At 66.5% G+C, this 15,739-nt stretch carries 9 protein-coding genes; 1 reads left to right on the plus strand and 8 read right to left on the minus strand.

Going from position 1 to position 15,739, the window contains the following annotated elements:
• The first annotated feature begins 135 nt into the window (after positions 1–135).
• Complete coding sequence (locus tag ACFVUS_RS20580; RefSeq protein WP_387768344.1) at positions 136–906, plus strand: alpha/beta fold hydrolase; 771 nt, start codon at positions 136–138, stop codon at positions 904–906.
• An 18-nt stretch (positions 907–924) separates the two neighbouring features.
• On the opposite strand, the gene ACFVUS_RS20585 is transcribed toward ACFVUS_RS20580, so the two are convergent.
• The 8 genes from ACFVUS_RS20585 to ACFVUS_RS20620 form a co-directional block, all read right to left on the minus strand.
• A complete protein-coding gene (locus ACFVUS_RS20585) occupies positions 925–1,125 on the minus strand; it encodes a DUF5988 family protein (RefSeq protein WP_330184029.1) in 201 nt (66 codons plus the stop codon).
• A 64-nt stretch (positions 1,126–1,189) separates the two neighbouring features.
• Positions 1,190–2,734 carry an acyl-CoA carboxylase subunit beta gene (locus ACFVUS_RS20590; RefSeq protein ID WP_387768349.1) on the minus strand — a complete coding sequence of 515 codons (1,545 nt, stop codon included), beginning with the start codon at positions 2,732–2,734 and terminating at the stop codon, positions 1,190–1,192.
• Between the two features lie 52 nt (positions 2,735–2,786).
• Positions 2,787–7,994, minus strand: coding sequence for a polyketide synthase Pks13 (gene pks13 / locus ACFVUS_RS20595; RefSeq protein WP_387768352.1), 5,208 nt, complete (start codon positions 7,992–7,994; stop codon positions 2,787–2,789).
• Positions 7,995–8,134: 140 nt separating this feature from the next.
• Entirely contained in the window at positions 8,135–10,057 is a 1,923-nt protein-coding gene (gene fadD32, locus ACFVUS_RS20600) for a long-chain-fatty-acid--AMP ligase FadD32 (protein WP_387768355.1), read from the minus strand.
• A 479-nt stretch (positions 10,058–10,536) separates the two neighbouring features.
• A complete protein-coding gene (locus ACFVUS_RS20605; RefSeq protein WP_387770059.1) occupies positions 10,537–11,505 on the minus strand; it encodes a cutinase family protein in 969 nt (322 codons plus the stop codon).
• A gap of 2 nt (positions 11,506–11,507) precedes the next feature.
• The gene (locus ACFVUS_RS20610) at positions 11,508–12,044 is read right to left on the minus strand and encodes a DUF732 domain-containing protein (protein WP_387768358.1); all 537 of its coding nucleotides are present in this window, start codon (positions 12,042–12,044) and stop codon (positions 11,508–11,510) included.
• Positions 12,045–12,203: 159 nt separating this feature from the next.
• Positions 12,204–14,222: an alpha/beta hydrolase-fold protein gene (locus ACFVUS_RS20615; RefSeq protein WP_387768361.1), complete on the minus strand. Its 2,019-nt coding sequence runs from the start codon at positions 14,220–14,222 to the stop codon at positions 12,204–12,206.
• A gap of 177 nt (positions 14,223–14,399) precedes the next feature.
• The gene (locus tag ACFVUS_RS20620; protein ID WP_387768364.1) at positions 14,400–15,605 is read right to left on the minus strand and encodes an alpha/beta hydrolase; all 1,206 of its coding nucleotides are present in this window, start codon (positions 15,603–15,605) and stop codon (positions 14,400–14,402) included.
• Between the last annotated feature and the right edge of the window lie 134 nt (positions 15,606–15,739).

Genomic DNA, 15,739 nt, shown 5'->3' on the forward strand with positions numbered 1-15,739 from the left:
CACCTAGCCGACCTCGGCTGACCGTGTGGATCCCGGCCAAAAACATGCCGGGATGACGGAAGGGATTCGTATCCGCTCACCACCAGTGGGCACCCGTTGTGAGACCGGCGCGACCCACCCGGGAGGATAGAGCCCATGGTGAACATGCAACTCGGCGATGTGGCGGCCTGGTACGACGTGCACGGTGACGGTGAAGCCGTGGTCCTGCTGCACGGCGCCTTCGTCGATTCGCGAATGTTCGCCCCCGCCATGCCGTCCCTCGTCGGGCGTTTCCGGGTGTACACGAACGACCGCCGCGGCCACGGGCACACCCCCGATGTGCCGGGTCCGATCTCCTATGACGTCATGGCCGAGGACACCATCGCGTTCCTGGAACAGGTCGTCCGCGAACCCGCGCATCTGATCGGGCACAGCGACGGCGCGAACGTGGCCCTGCTGGTGGCGCTGCGCCGCCCCGACCTGGTGCGCAAACTCGTGCTGATCAGCGGAAACTTCCACTACGACGGCATTCTGCCGGGCGTGCTGGACGGTTTCGAAGACGAAGAGACCATGCGCTACCTGGGCTCCAACTACGGCGCGGTCTCACCCGATGGCGAAGAGCACTTCCCGATCGTGGCCCGCAAACTGGCCGAAATGTGGGAGACGCAGCCCGATCTCACCCCCGAGGATCTGAAGGCCGTCTCCACCCGCACGCTGGTCATGTCCGGTGACGACGACTCCGTCTCGCTGGAACACACCATCGCGCTGTACCGGGCCATCGCCGATTCCGAACTCGCGATCATTCCCGGCACCTCGCACCTGCTGGTCATGGAGAAGCCGAACGAGGTCTACCCCTTGATCGCCGACTTCCTGACCAACGATCCGGTCCCGACGCGACAGCCCATCCGCCGCGCCGCTCCGGCCTGATTCGGTGCTTTATCTGGCTCAGTGCTCGGTGTGCGCCACCCACTCGTAGACCGGGAGACTGCCCTCCGGGGTGTCCTCCCACCGCGGCGTCACCTTGAACCGCTCGTACCCGCCCCCGTGCGCAACCCTCAACTCGATACCTGGCGGCGTAATGGGCACGATCCGCTGTTCCAGCCCGTCAGGTCCGCCTTCGAGCAATGCCTTCGGTGAGCTACTCATAGCTGAAGGCTCTCACATCCACCCCACCCGACCGACCGATTCAGCACAATCGGCGAGCCGCGGCCTACAGGGGCAGCAGGTGGTGTTTACGGGGGTTGCGCGGCAGCGACTTATCCCGCAGCACCTGGAGGGCACGGCGGATTTCCAGCCGGGTCGAGGCCGGATCGATGACGCCGTCGATATAGCCGCGCTCGGCCGCCACCCAGGGCGTCGCGATGGTGGCGTTGTAGAAATCGATCATCTGCTGCCGCATGGCGGCACGCTGTTCCTCCGGGGCCGCGTCCAAAGACTTTGCGCCGATGAGGGTTACCGCCGATTCCGCGCCCATCACCGCGATGCGGGCGGTCGGCCAGGCCAGATTCACGTCCGCGCCGAGCTGTTTGGAACCCATGACCGCGTAACCGCCGCCGTAGGACTTGCGGATCACCACGGTCACCTTGGGTACGGTGGCCTCCACGAACGAGAAGATGAACCGGCCGCCGCGCTTGATGACGCCGATCTTCTCCTGTTCGACACCGGGTAGGAAACCGGGGGTGTCGACCACGAACACCAGCGGGAGTTCGAAAGCGTCGCAGAGCCGGACGAAATGCGCGGCCTTATCCGAGGCGCGGGCGTCCAGGGCTCCGGCGTAGACCAGCGGCTGATTCGCGACCACACCCACCGGGCGACCGTCCACCCGAGCGAAACCGCAGATCACGTTGCGCCCCGCGGATTCTCCGAATTCGTGGAAGTCGCCGTCGTCGAAGATGCGGATGAGAATGTCGTGCATGTCGTAGCCCGCGTTATCGGCATCGGGGACGATGGCGCGCAGTTCCAGATCCGATTCGGTGATCTCCGGCTCCAAGCCGGGATTCACGATCGGGGCGAGTTCCTGACAGCTGGACGGCAGGAAGCCGAGGTAGTCCCGCACCCATTGAAACGCTGCCGCTTCATCTTTCGCGACATGGTGGATATTGCCGTACTCGGCCTGATTGCGCGCGCCGCCGAGCTCCTCGAGGCTCACATCCTCGCCGGTGACCTCGCGAATCACCTTGGGACCGGTGACGAACATGTACGCCTGCTCGGTCGCCACCACCACATCGGTATTGATCGGCGCGTACACCGCACCGCCCGCGCAACTACCCAGGATCATCGAAATCTGCGGCACCAGACCGGAAAGCGGCTCCTGGCGGCGACCCAGTTCGGCGTACCAGGCCAGCGAGGTGACCGCCTCCTGCACGCGCGCGCCACCGGAATCATTGATGCCGACCACCGGACAGCCGACCTTGGCCGCGAACTCCATGATCCCGGCGACCTTGCGGCCGAACATCTCTCCGACCGAACCGCCGTACACGGTCTGATCATGGGAGAAGACCGCCACCGGGCGGCCCTCCACCAAACCGTGCCCGGTGACCACACCATCGCTGAACAGGGCGTTCTTATCGCCCGGATTCCGCACCAGCGCACCGATTTCCACGAAGGTGCCCGGATCCAACAGCATATTGATCCGGTCGCGGGCGGAAGGGATACCCTTCCTGGCCCGCTTCGCCGTCCCCGCCTCTCCCGCCGGTTCTCTCGCTACGGCCAACTTGTGTCGCAGGTCGGCGAGTTTCTCAGCGGTCGTGGTCACGGGGCTCCCTTCGGTAGAAACCTACTTTCGCAGAACCTTTTTCACGGTGGGGCTATTTCGGGGTCGTGTCGATTGCCCCAAGTTTCTTGGTCAGATCGGCACCGATGACCCCGATACGCGGCTCATCGACGATATCGATGTGATCACCCGGGATGTGGATGATCTCGAGATCCGGAATGTGCTCACCCCAGCCACCGTTCGGCAGCCGTTCGGCGAAACGCGGTTCCAGTTCGATGATTCCATCGTGGTAGCGGTCGGCCAGGTACAGCACGACGTGACCTTCATACCGCTGCGGCGAGATGCGTTGCAACTCACCACCGTCGATGTACGAGCTGCGCTGATGCTCGAGCACGCCGCCCGGAATGTCCACACCCGCGAACTTGACCAGCTGCAACACGATATCGATCTGCTCGGCATCGGTCGCGGCGGCCAGCTCCTCGAGCTGTTCGTCATCCAGTTCGCCCTCGAAACCATAGGTCTTCTTGGCGAAGTTCTGGAAACGACGCACCCGGTTCAACCGCTCTTCCGGTGTGTCGACATGCGGCTGAGAAGGCAGTGCCACATCGATCAGGCCGACCTCGCGGACATCCGCGCCCTCGGCGCGCATCAGCTCGGCAACCTTGAGCGCGAACACACCACCCAGTGACCAGCCGTACAGGAAGTACGGACCCTCCGGCTGCCGCTTGCGGATCTCCGGAATGTACTGGCGCGCACGCTCTTCGATGGAACCCTCGACGCGTTCGAAACCGTACATCGGGGTGCCCGCCGGCAGGCGCTTCAGCAGCGGCTCGTAGACGAGGGTGTTTCCGCCCGAAGCGTGGAAGACGAAGACCGGCACCGCGTTCGAACCGGCTTCCTTCGCGCGCAGCGTGCGCACGAAGCCCTCGACATCGTCGCCGTGCTCCTGATAGGTGGCGACCAGATCGGCCAGCTTCTCGATGGTCGTGCAGGCGCGCACATCCTCGACGCTGACCTGAGCCTTCACCCGCTCCGAGAGCCGGTCGACCAGTTTGGTCAGCGTGGCCTCGTCGAGCTCGGGCAGCGGATTGAAAATGCCGCCCGCGGACTTGCCGGTGGCCAGCGCCCAGGTGCCGAAGGCCAAGCGCTCCGGCGCATTACGCGGCGGGACGTTGTCCTTATCGGTCTCGGCAACCGGCGGCGCGGCCTCGATATCTGCGCTGGTCAGCGAAATACCTTCGGCGGCTTCGGCTTCCGCGACGATCTCGGTGGCTGCGGCGACCACATCGGTGGTCTCGTTGTCCAGGCGATCGGCCAGGGACGGCACCGCGTTGGCGGTCGCGTCGGGCAGCGCAGCCAGCGGATCGGTGCCCGCGGCCATGGCCGCGCGCGCCGCGCTCACGAAGTCGGCGTCGACCGCGATGTCCTCGCCCGCGGCCTGCCGCTTGGCGATCGCGTCCAGCTGATCACGATGTTCGATGGCGTAGCGCAGCACCTTGCCGACCTCGAGCAGGCTGGCATCGCGGACCGCCTGCAACTGCAGCTGCGGGATGTCGAATTCGTATTCGACGCGGTTCTTGATGCGCATGGCCATCAGCGAGTCCAGACCCAGCTCCATGAGCGGGATCTCCATCGGCAGATCCTCCACGGCATAACCCATGGATTCGGCGACGATGATCGCCAGGCGCTGTTCGATGGTCTGCGAACCGTTCGGGTTCCAGCGCTCCCCCGCCTCCTCGACCACCTCGACGGCGGCGACCAGCTCGGTGGTCGCCACCGACTCCGCCACCACCGAAACCGGCAGCGGCGCACCGGAAGTCACGACGGCGTCGAACAGCAGCTGGAAAGCGTTGCCCGCCTTGGCGTGCACCGATACCGACGCGCCACCCGGATGCGGGGTGAGTGTGGTGGTCAGGGTTCCGGCGGCCGGAATGGCGGCGTGCGTGACGGACGCGCCGACGGCGACATCCGAAAGCACCTGTGCCGCAGCGGCCTTCGCCAGCGCGGTGAGATCCTCGGCCGTGGTGGCCTGCACCTCCCACACGTGCCGCCCGTCCGGCAGCGCCACGTGCGCGCCCGGAATCCGGCTGCTGCCGGAATCACCGGTCAGGTTGACCTTGGGCCAGTACTGCTTGCGCACGAACGCGGTGCGCGGCACCTCGGCGTAATCGCCGTCGGACAGCAGCGACGGCAGGTTCACCGGGTGACCCTGCACGTACAGCTGCGCCAAAGCCGATACGACAGCGGCGGATTCGTCTTCCTTGCGCTTGAGCGTCGGAATCAGAGCGGCATTGTGCACGCCCGCCGCGAAGGTGGTGCCCAGCACCTGCATGAGCGCCACCGAATTCGGCGCGAGCTCCAGGTAGGTGGTGATACCGGCGTCCACGGCCTGCCGGATGGCGTTGGTGAAGTACACCGAGCCGCGCATATTGGTGACCCAGTAGTCCACATCGTGCACGGGGGCGTGACCGGCGCGGTAGACGCCGTCCTTGTGCACGGTCGAGTACAGGTCGTGCTTGAGCGCCGTCGGCTCCAAACCGGCCAGCTCCGCGGCCAATTCACCGAGCAGCATGTCCATCTGCGAGGTGTGGCCCGCGCCGCGGGTCTGCAGTACGCGCGCGAACTTGCCCTCGGCCTCGGCGCGCGCCACGATGGCGTGCACCTGGTCCGGCGGGCCGCCGATCACGGTGTTGGTGGGCGCGGCGTACACCGCGACCTCCAGATCCGGATAGTCGACCAGGACTTCCTCGATGGCCTCGGCCGAGTATTCGACCAGCGCCATATTGCGCACCTGATCATCGGTGAGCATGGCCTCGCCCTCGGCCATCAGCCGGGAACGGGCGCAGATGACGCGGACCGCGTCCTCCAGGTTCAGGCCACCGGAGATGTACGAGCCCGCGACCTCACCCTGCGAATGTCCGACAACGCCTTCCGGCTGTGCGCCGTGCGCGCGCAGCACGGCCGCCAGGCCCAGCTGAATGGTGAAGGTGCCGACCTGACCGGTGCCGATATCCCAGTCCTGCTCGTCGTCGAGGATCATCTCGACGACCGAATAACCGGCCTCGTCCTGCACGTACTCGTCGACCTGGTCGACGGTCTTACGGAAGATCGAGTTCTCGGTGTAGAGCTGCTTGCCCATCTTGCGGTGCTGCGCACCGAAACCGGCCATCACCCACAGCGGTCCCTTGGCGGCCGGGGCGTCGGCGGTGAAGACGCCGGTGCCCGGCTTGCCCTCCGCGATGGCGCGCAGACCCGCGATCGCCTCGTCGCGGGTCGTGGCGATGACCACGCCGCGCGAACGGCCGTGATTGCGCTTGGCCAGCGAACGGGCCACATCCTCGAGCGGAGTCGCCTGTCCCACTTCGGATTCCAGCCAATCAGCCAGATCCGCGGCGGCGCGCTTACGGCGCGAGGGCAGGTACGCCGACACCGGCAGGATCACCGGCAGCGGCTCCTCGCGGGTCCACTCCTGTTCCGGCGCAGCGGATTCGGTGCTGTCGGAGACGATGCGCTCGGCCTCGGCCAACACATCGGTGGTCTCGTCATCGAGATCGCCGTCGACGGTATCGGCGGCGGGGGCGGGCGCGCTGGGCACGTATTCCTGAATGACCACGTGCGCGTTGGTGCCACCGAAACCGAAGCCGGACAGACCGACGGTGGCGGTGCCGCTGTAGCGCGGGAATTCGGTCGGCTGCTCGACGACCTTCAGATGCGCGCTGTCCCACGGGATGTAGGGATTGGGTCCGCTGTAGTTGATGCTCGGCGGAATCACATTGTGCTGCAACGCCATGATGATCTTGGCGAGACCGGCCGCGCTCGCGCCCGACTCCAGGTGACCGAAGTTGGTCTTGACCGAACCGAGCAGCGCGGGCTTATCGGCCTCGCGGCCGCGACCGACCACCCGGCCCAGCGCATCCGCTTCGATCGGGTCACCGAGCAGCGTGCCGGTGCCGTGCGCCTCGATGTAATCGACGCTGGACGGGGTGATTCCGGCATCCCGGTAGGCGCTGCGCAGCACCTCGGCCTGAGCATCCGGATTCGGCGCCAGCATGCCGTTGGAACGACCGTCATTGTTGACCGCGGAACCCTTGATCACCGCGTAGATCTTGTCGCCGTCGCGTTCGGCGTCGGCCAGGCGCTTGAGCACGACCAGCGCGCCGCCCTCGCCGCGGACCATACCGTCGGCATCGGCGGAGAACGCCTTGATATGACCGTCTTTCGCCACACCGCCATTGGCATCGAAGCCGAGCGAGGCCATGGGCGCGACAAGTGCGTTCACACCACCCGCGACGGCGAGTTCGGTCTCACCGTTGCGCAGCGATCGCACCGCGTCATGCACCGCGACCAGCGAGGACGAGCACGCGGTGTCGATGGCGACCGACGGGCCGCGGAAGTCGAAGAAGTACGAGGTGCGGTTCGCGATGATCGACGAAACGCTGCCCATGATGCCGTAGGCCTCGGCGGAGATCGGGGTCTTCTCGTCACCGGTGATGCTGCCGACGCCCAGCGCCGCGATCAGCATGAACTCGTTGCCGGAGGAGCCGATGTACACGCCGACCGGCTTGCCCTTGAGGGTGTTCGCCGGAATCCTGGCGTGCTCCAGCGCTTCCCAGGTGAGCTCCATGGTCAACCGCTGCTGCGGGTCCATGCGCTCGACCTCGACCGGGGAGGTCGCGAAGAATTCGGCGTCGAAGCCCTTGATGACCTCTTGATCGAGGTAGCCGCCCTTGGTCATCGCGTTCGCGACGGCCTCGGCGGCGCGCGGATCGCTGGTGAACTCGGACCAGCGGCCCTCGGGCAGATCGCGGATGCCGTCACCGCGATTGATCAGGAATTCCCAGGTGGATTCGGGCGTCTCGCCCGCACCCGGCAGGCGCGTGGACAACCCGACGATCGCGATATCGTGCGCCTCGTCCGGGTTGAAGCCCGCGGTGTAGAACGAGTCGTCGGCCGCTTCGGCCGGAAGTTCGGGTTCCCCGTTGATGATTCGCTCCGAGAGCGAAGCGATCGTGGGGTGCTGGAACACGATGGTCGGGTTGAGGATGACCCCCGTCAGATCCTCGATGTCACCGCCGAGCGCGAGCCCGTCACGTGAGGCCAGACCGAACTCCTCCAGCGGCCGGTCCGTGGTGATCTTCTCGATCGGCTGCCCGGTCGCGTCGGCGACCCAGCGGCGCAACCACTCCTGCAGCTCGCCCACGGACATGTTCGCACCGGTGGGAGCCGGTTTCGCGGCGCCTTCGGACACCGTCGGAGCATTGTCGGTCGTCTGGGTGGGGGACGTGCCCTCGTTCTCAGCCATCAATTCCTCAAGTTACCTGTCTGCGTACCGTGCGCGGCGGTATTGAGATTTCACCGTTCCTGTTGAGGACGGTGGTGTGCTCCAAGCATGAATGGCGCGGACCTGTTCGGCCCGCGCCACTCCACGTTAGATGCTCGGCCTCACTCCTCGTCAGGAGCATCGGGGAAGGCCTGCTGCGTGTAACCACCACGCAGCGTGCCTTCGATGTACGCGGCCTTGCATGCGGCACGCGCGATCTTGCCACTGGAGGTGCGGGGAATCGAGCCCGCGGGTACCAGCAGAATGTCGCGCGCGGTCACTCCGTGACGAGCGGAGAGCGCACCGCGCACCGCGTCCGCGATCGGACCCGGATCGGCCTTACCGGCGCCCGGACCACGCTCGGCCACGATGACCAGCTGTTCGGAACCGTTGTCCGCGTCGAAGGCCAGACCCGAATGACTGTCCGCGGCAAAGACTTCGGCGGGCAGCTGATTGGCCGGGACCGAGAACGCGGCGATGAAACCGGCACGCAGCGCGCTGGACGCCTCCCCCGCGGAGTACTCCAGATCCTGCGGGTAGTGGTTGCGGCCGTCCACGATGACCAGGTCCTTGACGCGGCCGGTGATGTAGAGCTCGCCGTCCACGTAGACGCCGTAGTCACCGGTGCGCAGCCAATTGCCGTCGGCCGGAACACCTTCGGCGTGCGAACCGGTGGCGACCCGATTGACGATCCGGTTCCGGAAGGTCTTCTGGGTCTCCTCGGCGCGACCCCAGTAGCCGATGCCGACATTGTTGCCGTGCAACCAGATCTCGCCGACCCGGCCCTCGGGCAGCTCGGTCGCGCCCTCGGGCGAATCGACCGATTCGGGATCGACGATCGCACCCCACTGCGAGAGCGCGACATAACCGCAGGACACCTGCGCGATGGAGTTCGGCGTACCGTGCTCCACCTTCACGATGCGACCGGCATTGAGCTCGGTGCGATCGACGTAGATGACCTTGGCCTCGTCCTCGTGCCGGGTGGCCGATACGAACAGGGTCGCCTCGGCCATGCCGTAGCAGGGCTTGATGGCGGTCTTGGGCAGGCCGAACGGTGCGAACGCCTCGTTGAACTTCTTCATGGATCCGGTGGTCACCGGCTCGGAGCCGTTGATCAGGCCGATCACATTCGAAAGGTCAAGCGATTCACCGTTCTTCGGCACGGCACGCGCGGCGGCGTGCTCGAACGCGAAGTTCGGTGCGGCGGCGAAGGTTCCGGCGCCGTCCGAGACCGCGGCCAGTTCCTGGATCCAGCGCGAGGGCCGCCGCACGAACGCGGACGGCGACATGATGGTGATGTACTTACCGCCCACGGCGGGCAGGATCACCGTCAGCAGACCCATGTCGTGGTACAGCGGCAGCCAGGTGACGCCGCGTGAATTCCAGTTCAGGTCCAGCGCGTTCACCATCTGCAGCACGTTGGTGCCGACACCGCGGTGGGTGATCTCGACACCCGCCGGGACGCGTGTCGAACCGGAGGTGTACTGCAGGTACGCGATATCGTCGACCGCGATATCGGGTCGGATCCACGACTCGCCGACGCTGTCGGGAATCGCGTCGACCGCGATGATGCGGGGCCGCTGCGCGGCGGGCAGACCACGGAAGAACTGGCGGACCCCGGCGGCGGAGGAGCTGGCCGTGAGGATCGCCGAGGGCGTGCAGTCACCGAGCACCGCGTGCAGGCGGTCGGTGTGGCCCGGCTCATCCGGATCGAACAGCGGTACCGAGATGGTGCCCGCGTAGATGGCAGCGAAGAAGGAGATGACGTAATCGAGGCCCTGGGGGGCCAGGATCGCGACACGATCACCACGCTTGGTCACCTGTTGCAGACGTGCAGCCACCGCGCGCAGCCGAACGCCGAACTGACTCCAGGTCAGATCCTGATACACACCGTCGCGCTCGCGTGAGTAGTCGATGTACCGGTAAGCCAGATCATCGGCGTCATTCCCGTGGGTGTGCTTCTCGACGTAGTCGACGAGGGTGCGCCCCTCGGGAATCGTGATGTTCCCCGTTTCGTCGAGGTAATCGTCGAAAGTCTCGTCCATTCCTTCTTCTCCTCCGAGGCACACGCGACATGGGCGGCGACGATGCCGCTGTTGCCTGTGAGGCCCCGACTTTTCGCCCGCGGGAAGCTCTTGCGAGAGCCGACCTGCAGAATTCCGTTGCGGTCTGCGCGGTGACCGTCTATTGGCTAGATGTACTCAAACCAGGGTCATGTTACAGAGGAGCCACCCTGCCATGCTCCGGAGCGGCTAAACATATCCCAGCTCACTCGACTCGCACATACGGGATCACCGGCGCGAATGCGGTGGTGTGGGTGCGCAACCCCCCGCCCCGAAGGACGGGATGTGAGTTGCCGCACCCGGGTCGCCCGGGCGAGGGACGGCGCGGGTGTGCCGAACCCCACTGCTGTCATCAACACCTGCTCCTGGCTGTCCGGACCGAACCGCTTACCGGACTCGCCGGTAACACGACTCGGAGCACTTTACAGCGTGACCCTGAAACTGGGGGGTCGGTCGGAACTTCAGGAGTGGGCGGGATGCGGCGCGTTCTCAATCAGGCCATCTGCCCAGCTCACGGTCCACTGGGTGGCCGTGGTGCCGTTCTCGTCGACGATGAATCCGTTGTACAGGCTGTGCACCGGATTGCCCGCGGCCTTCACCAGGGTGCCGACGCTGCTGAGGATGTTCATCGGGTTGAGGGCCTGTTTGGGCGAATCACAGATCATGTCGCCGGGGGCGCAGATGGTGAAGGTGCGATTGGCCAAGGCGCCGAAGCCGTCTCGCGGTCCCGTCATGGTGATGCCCGGGACATTGAGCCCGCGCAGTGCCACCTCCGCGCCGACACCGGCGGGTGACTGCCCGATCTCGGCGGCCTGACCCGGTCCCTGATCGCGCCGTCCGTCGGCGATGACCGTCACGCCCAGCACCTTGTTCTCCGGGATAGGCCCCTTGCCGGCGCCGATCTGTGCGGCCACGTCACCGGCGATCACCGCGCCCTGCGAGAAGCCGGTGATGACGTAATTGGTGAGCGGGCACGCCTTGTAGGTCGCGGCCAGCTTGTCGGTCGCGCGCTTGGTGCCCTCGGAACGACTGTTGTTGTAGGACTGCTGACCGTCCGGCGGCAGCGCGATCGGATTCGAGAACTGCGCCACGTACGGGACGGTGTAGACCTCGAGCCGGTCGTTCGGGAACTTCTCCCGGACCGGGTTCGAGATATTGAGCATCAGCGACGCCGGATTCGAGGCCGGGTTGTACGGGTCGTCGGCACTGCTGGACTCCCAGGTGCCCGGGACCGACAGCATCAGCACATCCGGGCAGTCCGCCGACTGCGAGGTCGGCTCCTTCGGCCCGGGCGGCTTCGGCCCCGGCAGCCGGAGCCGGCCCGCCAGCAGGTACCACAGCAGCAGCACCACGATGATGACGATCACGATCGCGGCGATGAGCAGCAGGCAACCCGCCGGTTTCGACCGGCTTCCGGAGCGGCGTCGGATGGTCACTTGTTGCAGTAACTCTTCGAGGCGACTTCGTAGTAGATCTTGCCCGCCTGATCGACCGACATCTTCGACTCGTCGAAGGACGGATCGGATCCGGCGATGGCGGTCACGTAGGTGATGATCTGATCCTGCGTGGCGCCTTCGGCGGTGCCCTGACAGACCAGGCTGCCGGCGGTGAGCGCGATATCCGGTGCGCCCGGGTTGATTCCGCGCTTCTTGAGCTCCTCGAGGAAGGTCTTGTCGCGATCGGTGAGCGCGGGGGTGCCGCTGGGCGTGGTGAGGAACTGGCTCGGCACCGGCTGCGGACGCTCGGCCTGCGGCACCGTGGTGGGCGCGGCCTCGGAGGTCTGCGGTGCGGGCTGATCGGTGGGCGCGGTGCCAGCCGGAGCGGTGGTGGCGGCCGCGGCCTTGCTCGTGGTCGGAGCCAGCGTGGGCGTACTCGTCGCGGTCGAATCATTGTTGCCACAGGCGGCAAGCAGTCCGGCTGCGGCGACAGTGAGCACTACGCCGAAAACCTTTCCACGGGTCCGATGCATTTGATGGATTCCTTGATCTGTCTGCGGGCACAAGGTCGCACCCAGGCTAGCGGCAACCTCGGCGCACGTCCCCGCTCCGTTTGCGAACCTCATGCACTTCTCAGTGTCTGATGCTGCTCCCGGCGGTACCCGATCACGCACTCTGAAAACACCTACCGGTCAGTTGGGACGCACTTCGGGCCCGAGGGCCGGAATGGGCAGGGGGAACATTTCCGCCGGTAGTGCCGGTTCGACGGCCGGGGCCGCCGGTTGCGCCGGGGCCACCGGCTGTGCGGGGGCGGCGGCGGGAGCCGGGGTGGGAGTGGCCGGGGCCGGGGCTGGGGCTGGGGCTGGTGGCGGACCACCGACGGGACCGCCGATCGGCTTGCCGTCCAGGCCGAACGCCTGGGCGCGACCGTCCTGCACCATCACCGTGCCGCCCTGGAAGGATTGCTGCACAGTGCCATTGGGGTTGGTGCCCTCATCGCCGATCGGGAAGCCGAGGCCGCCGTTCTCGAAACCCTGTGCGGCCCAGGCCTCCATGATCGGTCCCTTGCGCACGCCCCAGGCGCCGGAGAGCGGACTCCAGTAGATATTGCCGCCCTCGAAGGCCACGAAGCGGCCGAGGTCGCGCAGGCCCTGTTCCTCATTGATCGGGAAGCCGAAAGGACTGTTCTCGAAACCGATTTGGGCGTAGCGGCCCAGGATCAGGCCCTGCACCAGATGCGCTCCGGTCCTGGGGCTGAAGTAGATCGGGCCGTTCTCGAAGCCCTGCACCACGCCGTCCTTGTTCGGGGTGGCGACCTCCTGGCCATTCGGATATCCGGCCGGGCCGCGCTCGAAACCCTGTTTGCCCCAGGCGTCCAGGATCGCGCCGCGCACCATCTGCGCGCCGGTCTGCGGGGTCCAGTAGATGGAACCGCTCTGGAAGGACTGGAAGCGGCCGCGACCATCGGGCAGCGGTGCGTCCCCGCCGGTCGGGAAGCCCAGCCCGCTGGCCGCGCCGTTGAGTCCGGAGTAGCTGCCCGCGATGGCTCCGCCGACCGGTTGCGCGCCGGTGGCGGGCGAGTAGAACATGACGCCATTGCGGAAGTCCTGTGCCACACCGCCATTGGCGACGGGGTATTCGGGGGTGAGGCAGTCGCCGAGCCAATTGTTCAGTGCCAGCGCACCGCCGATCGCACCGCCGGGCTTGCAATCGCTGAGGCCGGAATCCACGCCGAGCGCGGCCGCGGTCTGCGGCCAGGACTGGCGCATCTCGAAATCCCAGTACGGCCAGGTGTGCGTGCCCGACGGCCGGTAGCTCACCTGCACCGGGATATTCAGCTTGTTCAGCTTGGCGACGAAGTTCTGAGTGCTCAAGCGGGACAGCACTTCCAGGCCCATGCCCGCGTAATTGGTGGTCAGGCCGGGTAGCTCACCGGGCGGATCGGTGGCGCCCGCGGTGCCGCTGCCGCTGGAGACGTACAGCGCGATGCCCTTGAGCTTGTCGGCCAGCTCGTACGGGTCGTGCGCCTTCCACTCCGGGCTGGACGGCGGCCCGAACATGGCGGTGGAATCGAATCCGCCCGCGTCCTTCATGGCGAAATTGACCATCTGCGGCATGCCGAGCGTGGTGAGGGTGAGGAAGCCGGAGTAGGAGGCGGCGTGCCGGACCCAGCCGGGATTGCGCGCCGCGAGCATCATGGCGGCCGAGCCGCCCATCGAAAGTCCGGATACCGCACGCACATTGGTGGCGTGCCACTGGCTTTCCAGCAGCGGCGGGAGTTCCTTGGTCAGGAACGTCTCCCACTTGTAGTTGCGGCCCTGATCGGGTTGCAGCCAGTCGGTGTAGAAGCTGGACTGGCCGCCGACGGGCAACACCACGGTGATGTTCTTGTCGGCGAAGAATCCGGCCGCGCCGGCATCCTTGGTCCAGCCGTTCTCGTCATCGGTGGCGCGCAGGCCGTCGAGCATGTACATGACCGGGAATTTGGTGTCGGGTTTGGCGCGCCAGTCGCGGGCCAGCAGCAGCTGCACCTCGACGGGTGCTCCGGTGGCGGGCGAATTGACCCAGAGGGCCACCCGGCGATCTCCCAGCCACACCGCTTTCTGCACGGTGGCGGGCACGCTCGGGGCGGCCTCGGGTTCGGCGTGCGCGATGCCGGCGCCGGTTATCCCGCCCGCACCCCCGAAAATACCTGCGGCCAGCGGAAACACGGCTGCAGCGGCGCATGCCGCCCAGCGTCGGCGCGCCCGCTTCGTCCCACTGACAACTCCAACCACACAAGTGTTGTACCCCCGATTCGGTGCGCGGCCCGGTAGGACGCGCGGTAATCGGGGGCACTACAGCAAACGACCGGTTTCTTTTTGGACTCGTCCGGTACGAGTTCGCGACTAAGCGCCCAGTGCCGCCAGAATGTCCGGACGCGCACCGGTCAACTGGTCTTGCCAATAGCCCCACGAATGCGTGCCCTTGGTCGGCAGGCTGTAGTGCGCGCCGATGCCGAGCTCGTTCATCCGCGACATGAACGAAACCGTGTTCAACATCGAGAGCGCCTCCAGCGCCACCGCGTTCAAGGTGTTGAACGCGCCGTTCTCCGGATCATCGTGCGCACCCAGCACACCCCAGGACGCCGAGATGTACATGGGCAGACCGCGCAGCTGCGGCGCGAACACGAACGGATCCATCCGCAACCACTGCGGACTCCACGGCCACGCCATCGAATCCACATTGAAGCGACCGGCATCGAGCATGGCGAGCCGGATGGCCTCGCGCATACCCGGCGCGGAAATGTTCAGGTAGCCCGAGAACGAGGACGCGTGCTTGAACATATCGCGGTGATAGGCGGCCAGCGCCAGCGCCGCGGAACCGCCCATGGAGAGTCCGGCGATCGCGTTCTTGGTGCGGGACACCCCCATCGGCTCCAGGAAGGCGGGCAGCTCCTCGGTCAGGAAGGTCTCCCACTTGTAGGTGAACTTCTGGCCGTTGGTGCTCGAGGGCGCACGCCAATCGGTGTAGAAGCTGGACTGGCCGCCGACCGGCATCACCAGGTTGATGTTGTCGTCGGCGAACAGCTGTAGCGCGTTGGTCTCGAATGTCCAGGCGTTGAAGTCATCTCGCGCGCGCAGGCCGTCGAGCAGGTACAGCCCGGCGTCGCCGCCGTTCTTGGCCCACTGCACCTGCACCTTCACCGGGCCCATGCTGGAGGGCACCATGAATTCCTCGAAGCGCGGGCGCGGCGGGGGTTCCGGCGCGGGCTCGGCGGCGGGTGCGCCGGGCGCGGCGGGCGCCGCCGCGGGTGCGCCCGGCGGGGCGGGCTCGGCCACCGGTGCGGGCGTGCTACCCGTCTCACCGGCGGGTTCGACTGTGCCATCGGGTGATTGGCGCAGCGGACTCACGGGCGCGGCCTGCGCCGTCCCGGCGATGCCCGGCATTCCCGACATACCGGGCAGCACGGCAACGCCCGGCACGGCGGTGACCGCCAGGGCGGCGGCCAGCACCCGCCGACGCCAGTTGTGCGCGCGCCCGGCAGCCGAGGTGCGCTGGGCCGAAACAGTTTTCCGAACCGAATCTGGGCATGACGCACCCGTTACTGCCATCAGAATGTGCTCCTGAACCGCAAAGGGGGAACGACACCAAACGTGACCGGCGTCACGGACAGGGCAGCACTTTACCGGTGCATAGGTGGTAACTGGCGGGTATCTCGGTCAGCTGGCGTGTATTTCGGCTTTTC

Source organism: Nocardia sp. NPDC058058, from assembly GCF_042885355.1.
GTDB lineage: Bacteria > Actinomycetota > Actinomycetes > Mycobacteriales > Mycobacteriaceae > Nocardia.

What these genes read in the sequence shown, in the direction of transcription:
- pks13 (WP_387768352.1), bottom strand. Translation starts at nt 7,994, where the DNA reads ATGGCTGAGAACGAGGGCACGTCCCCCACCCAGACGACCGACAATGCT.
- fadD32 (WP_387768355.1), bottom strand. Translation starts at nt 10,057, where the DNA reads ATGGACGAGACTTTCGACGATTACCTCGACGAAACGGGGAACATCACG.
- ACFVUS_RS20620 (WP_387768364.1), bottom strand. Translation starts at nt 15,605, where the DNA reads ATGGCAGTAACGGGTGCGTCATGCCCAGATTCGGTTCGGAAAACTGTT.
- ACFVUS_RS20585 (WP_330184029.1), bottom strand. Translation starts at nt 1,125, where the DNA reads ATGAGTAGCTCACCGAAGGCATTGCTCGAAGGCGGACCTGACGGGCTG.
- ACFVUS_RS20580 (WP_387768344.1), top strand. Translation starts at nt 136, where the DNA reads ATGGTGAACATGCAACTCGGCGATGTGGCGGCCTGGTACGACGTGCAC.
- ACFVUS_RS20610 (WP_387768358.1), bottom strand. Translation starts at nt 12,044, where the DNA reads ATGCATCGGACCCGTGGAAAGGTTTTCGGCGTAGTGCTCACTGTCGCC.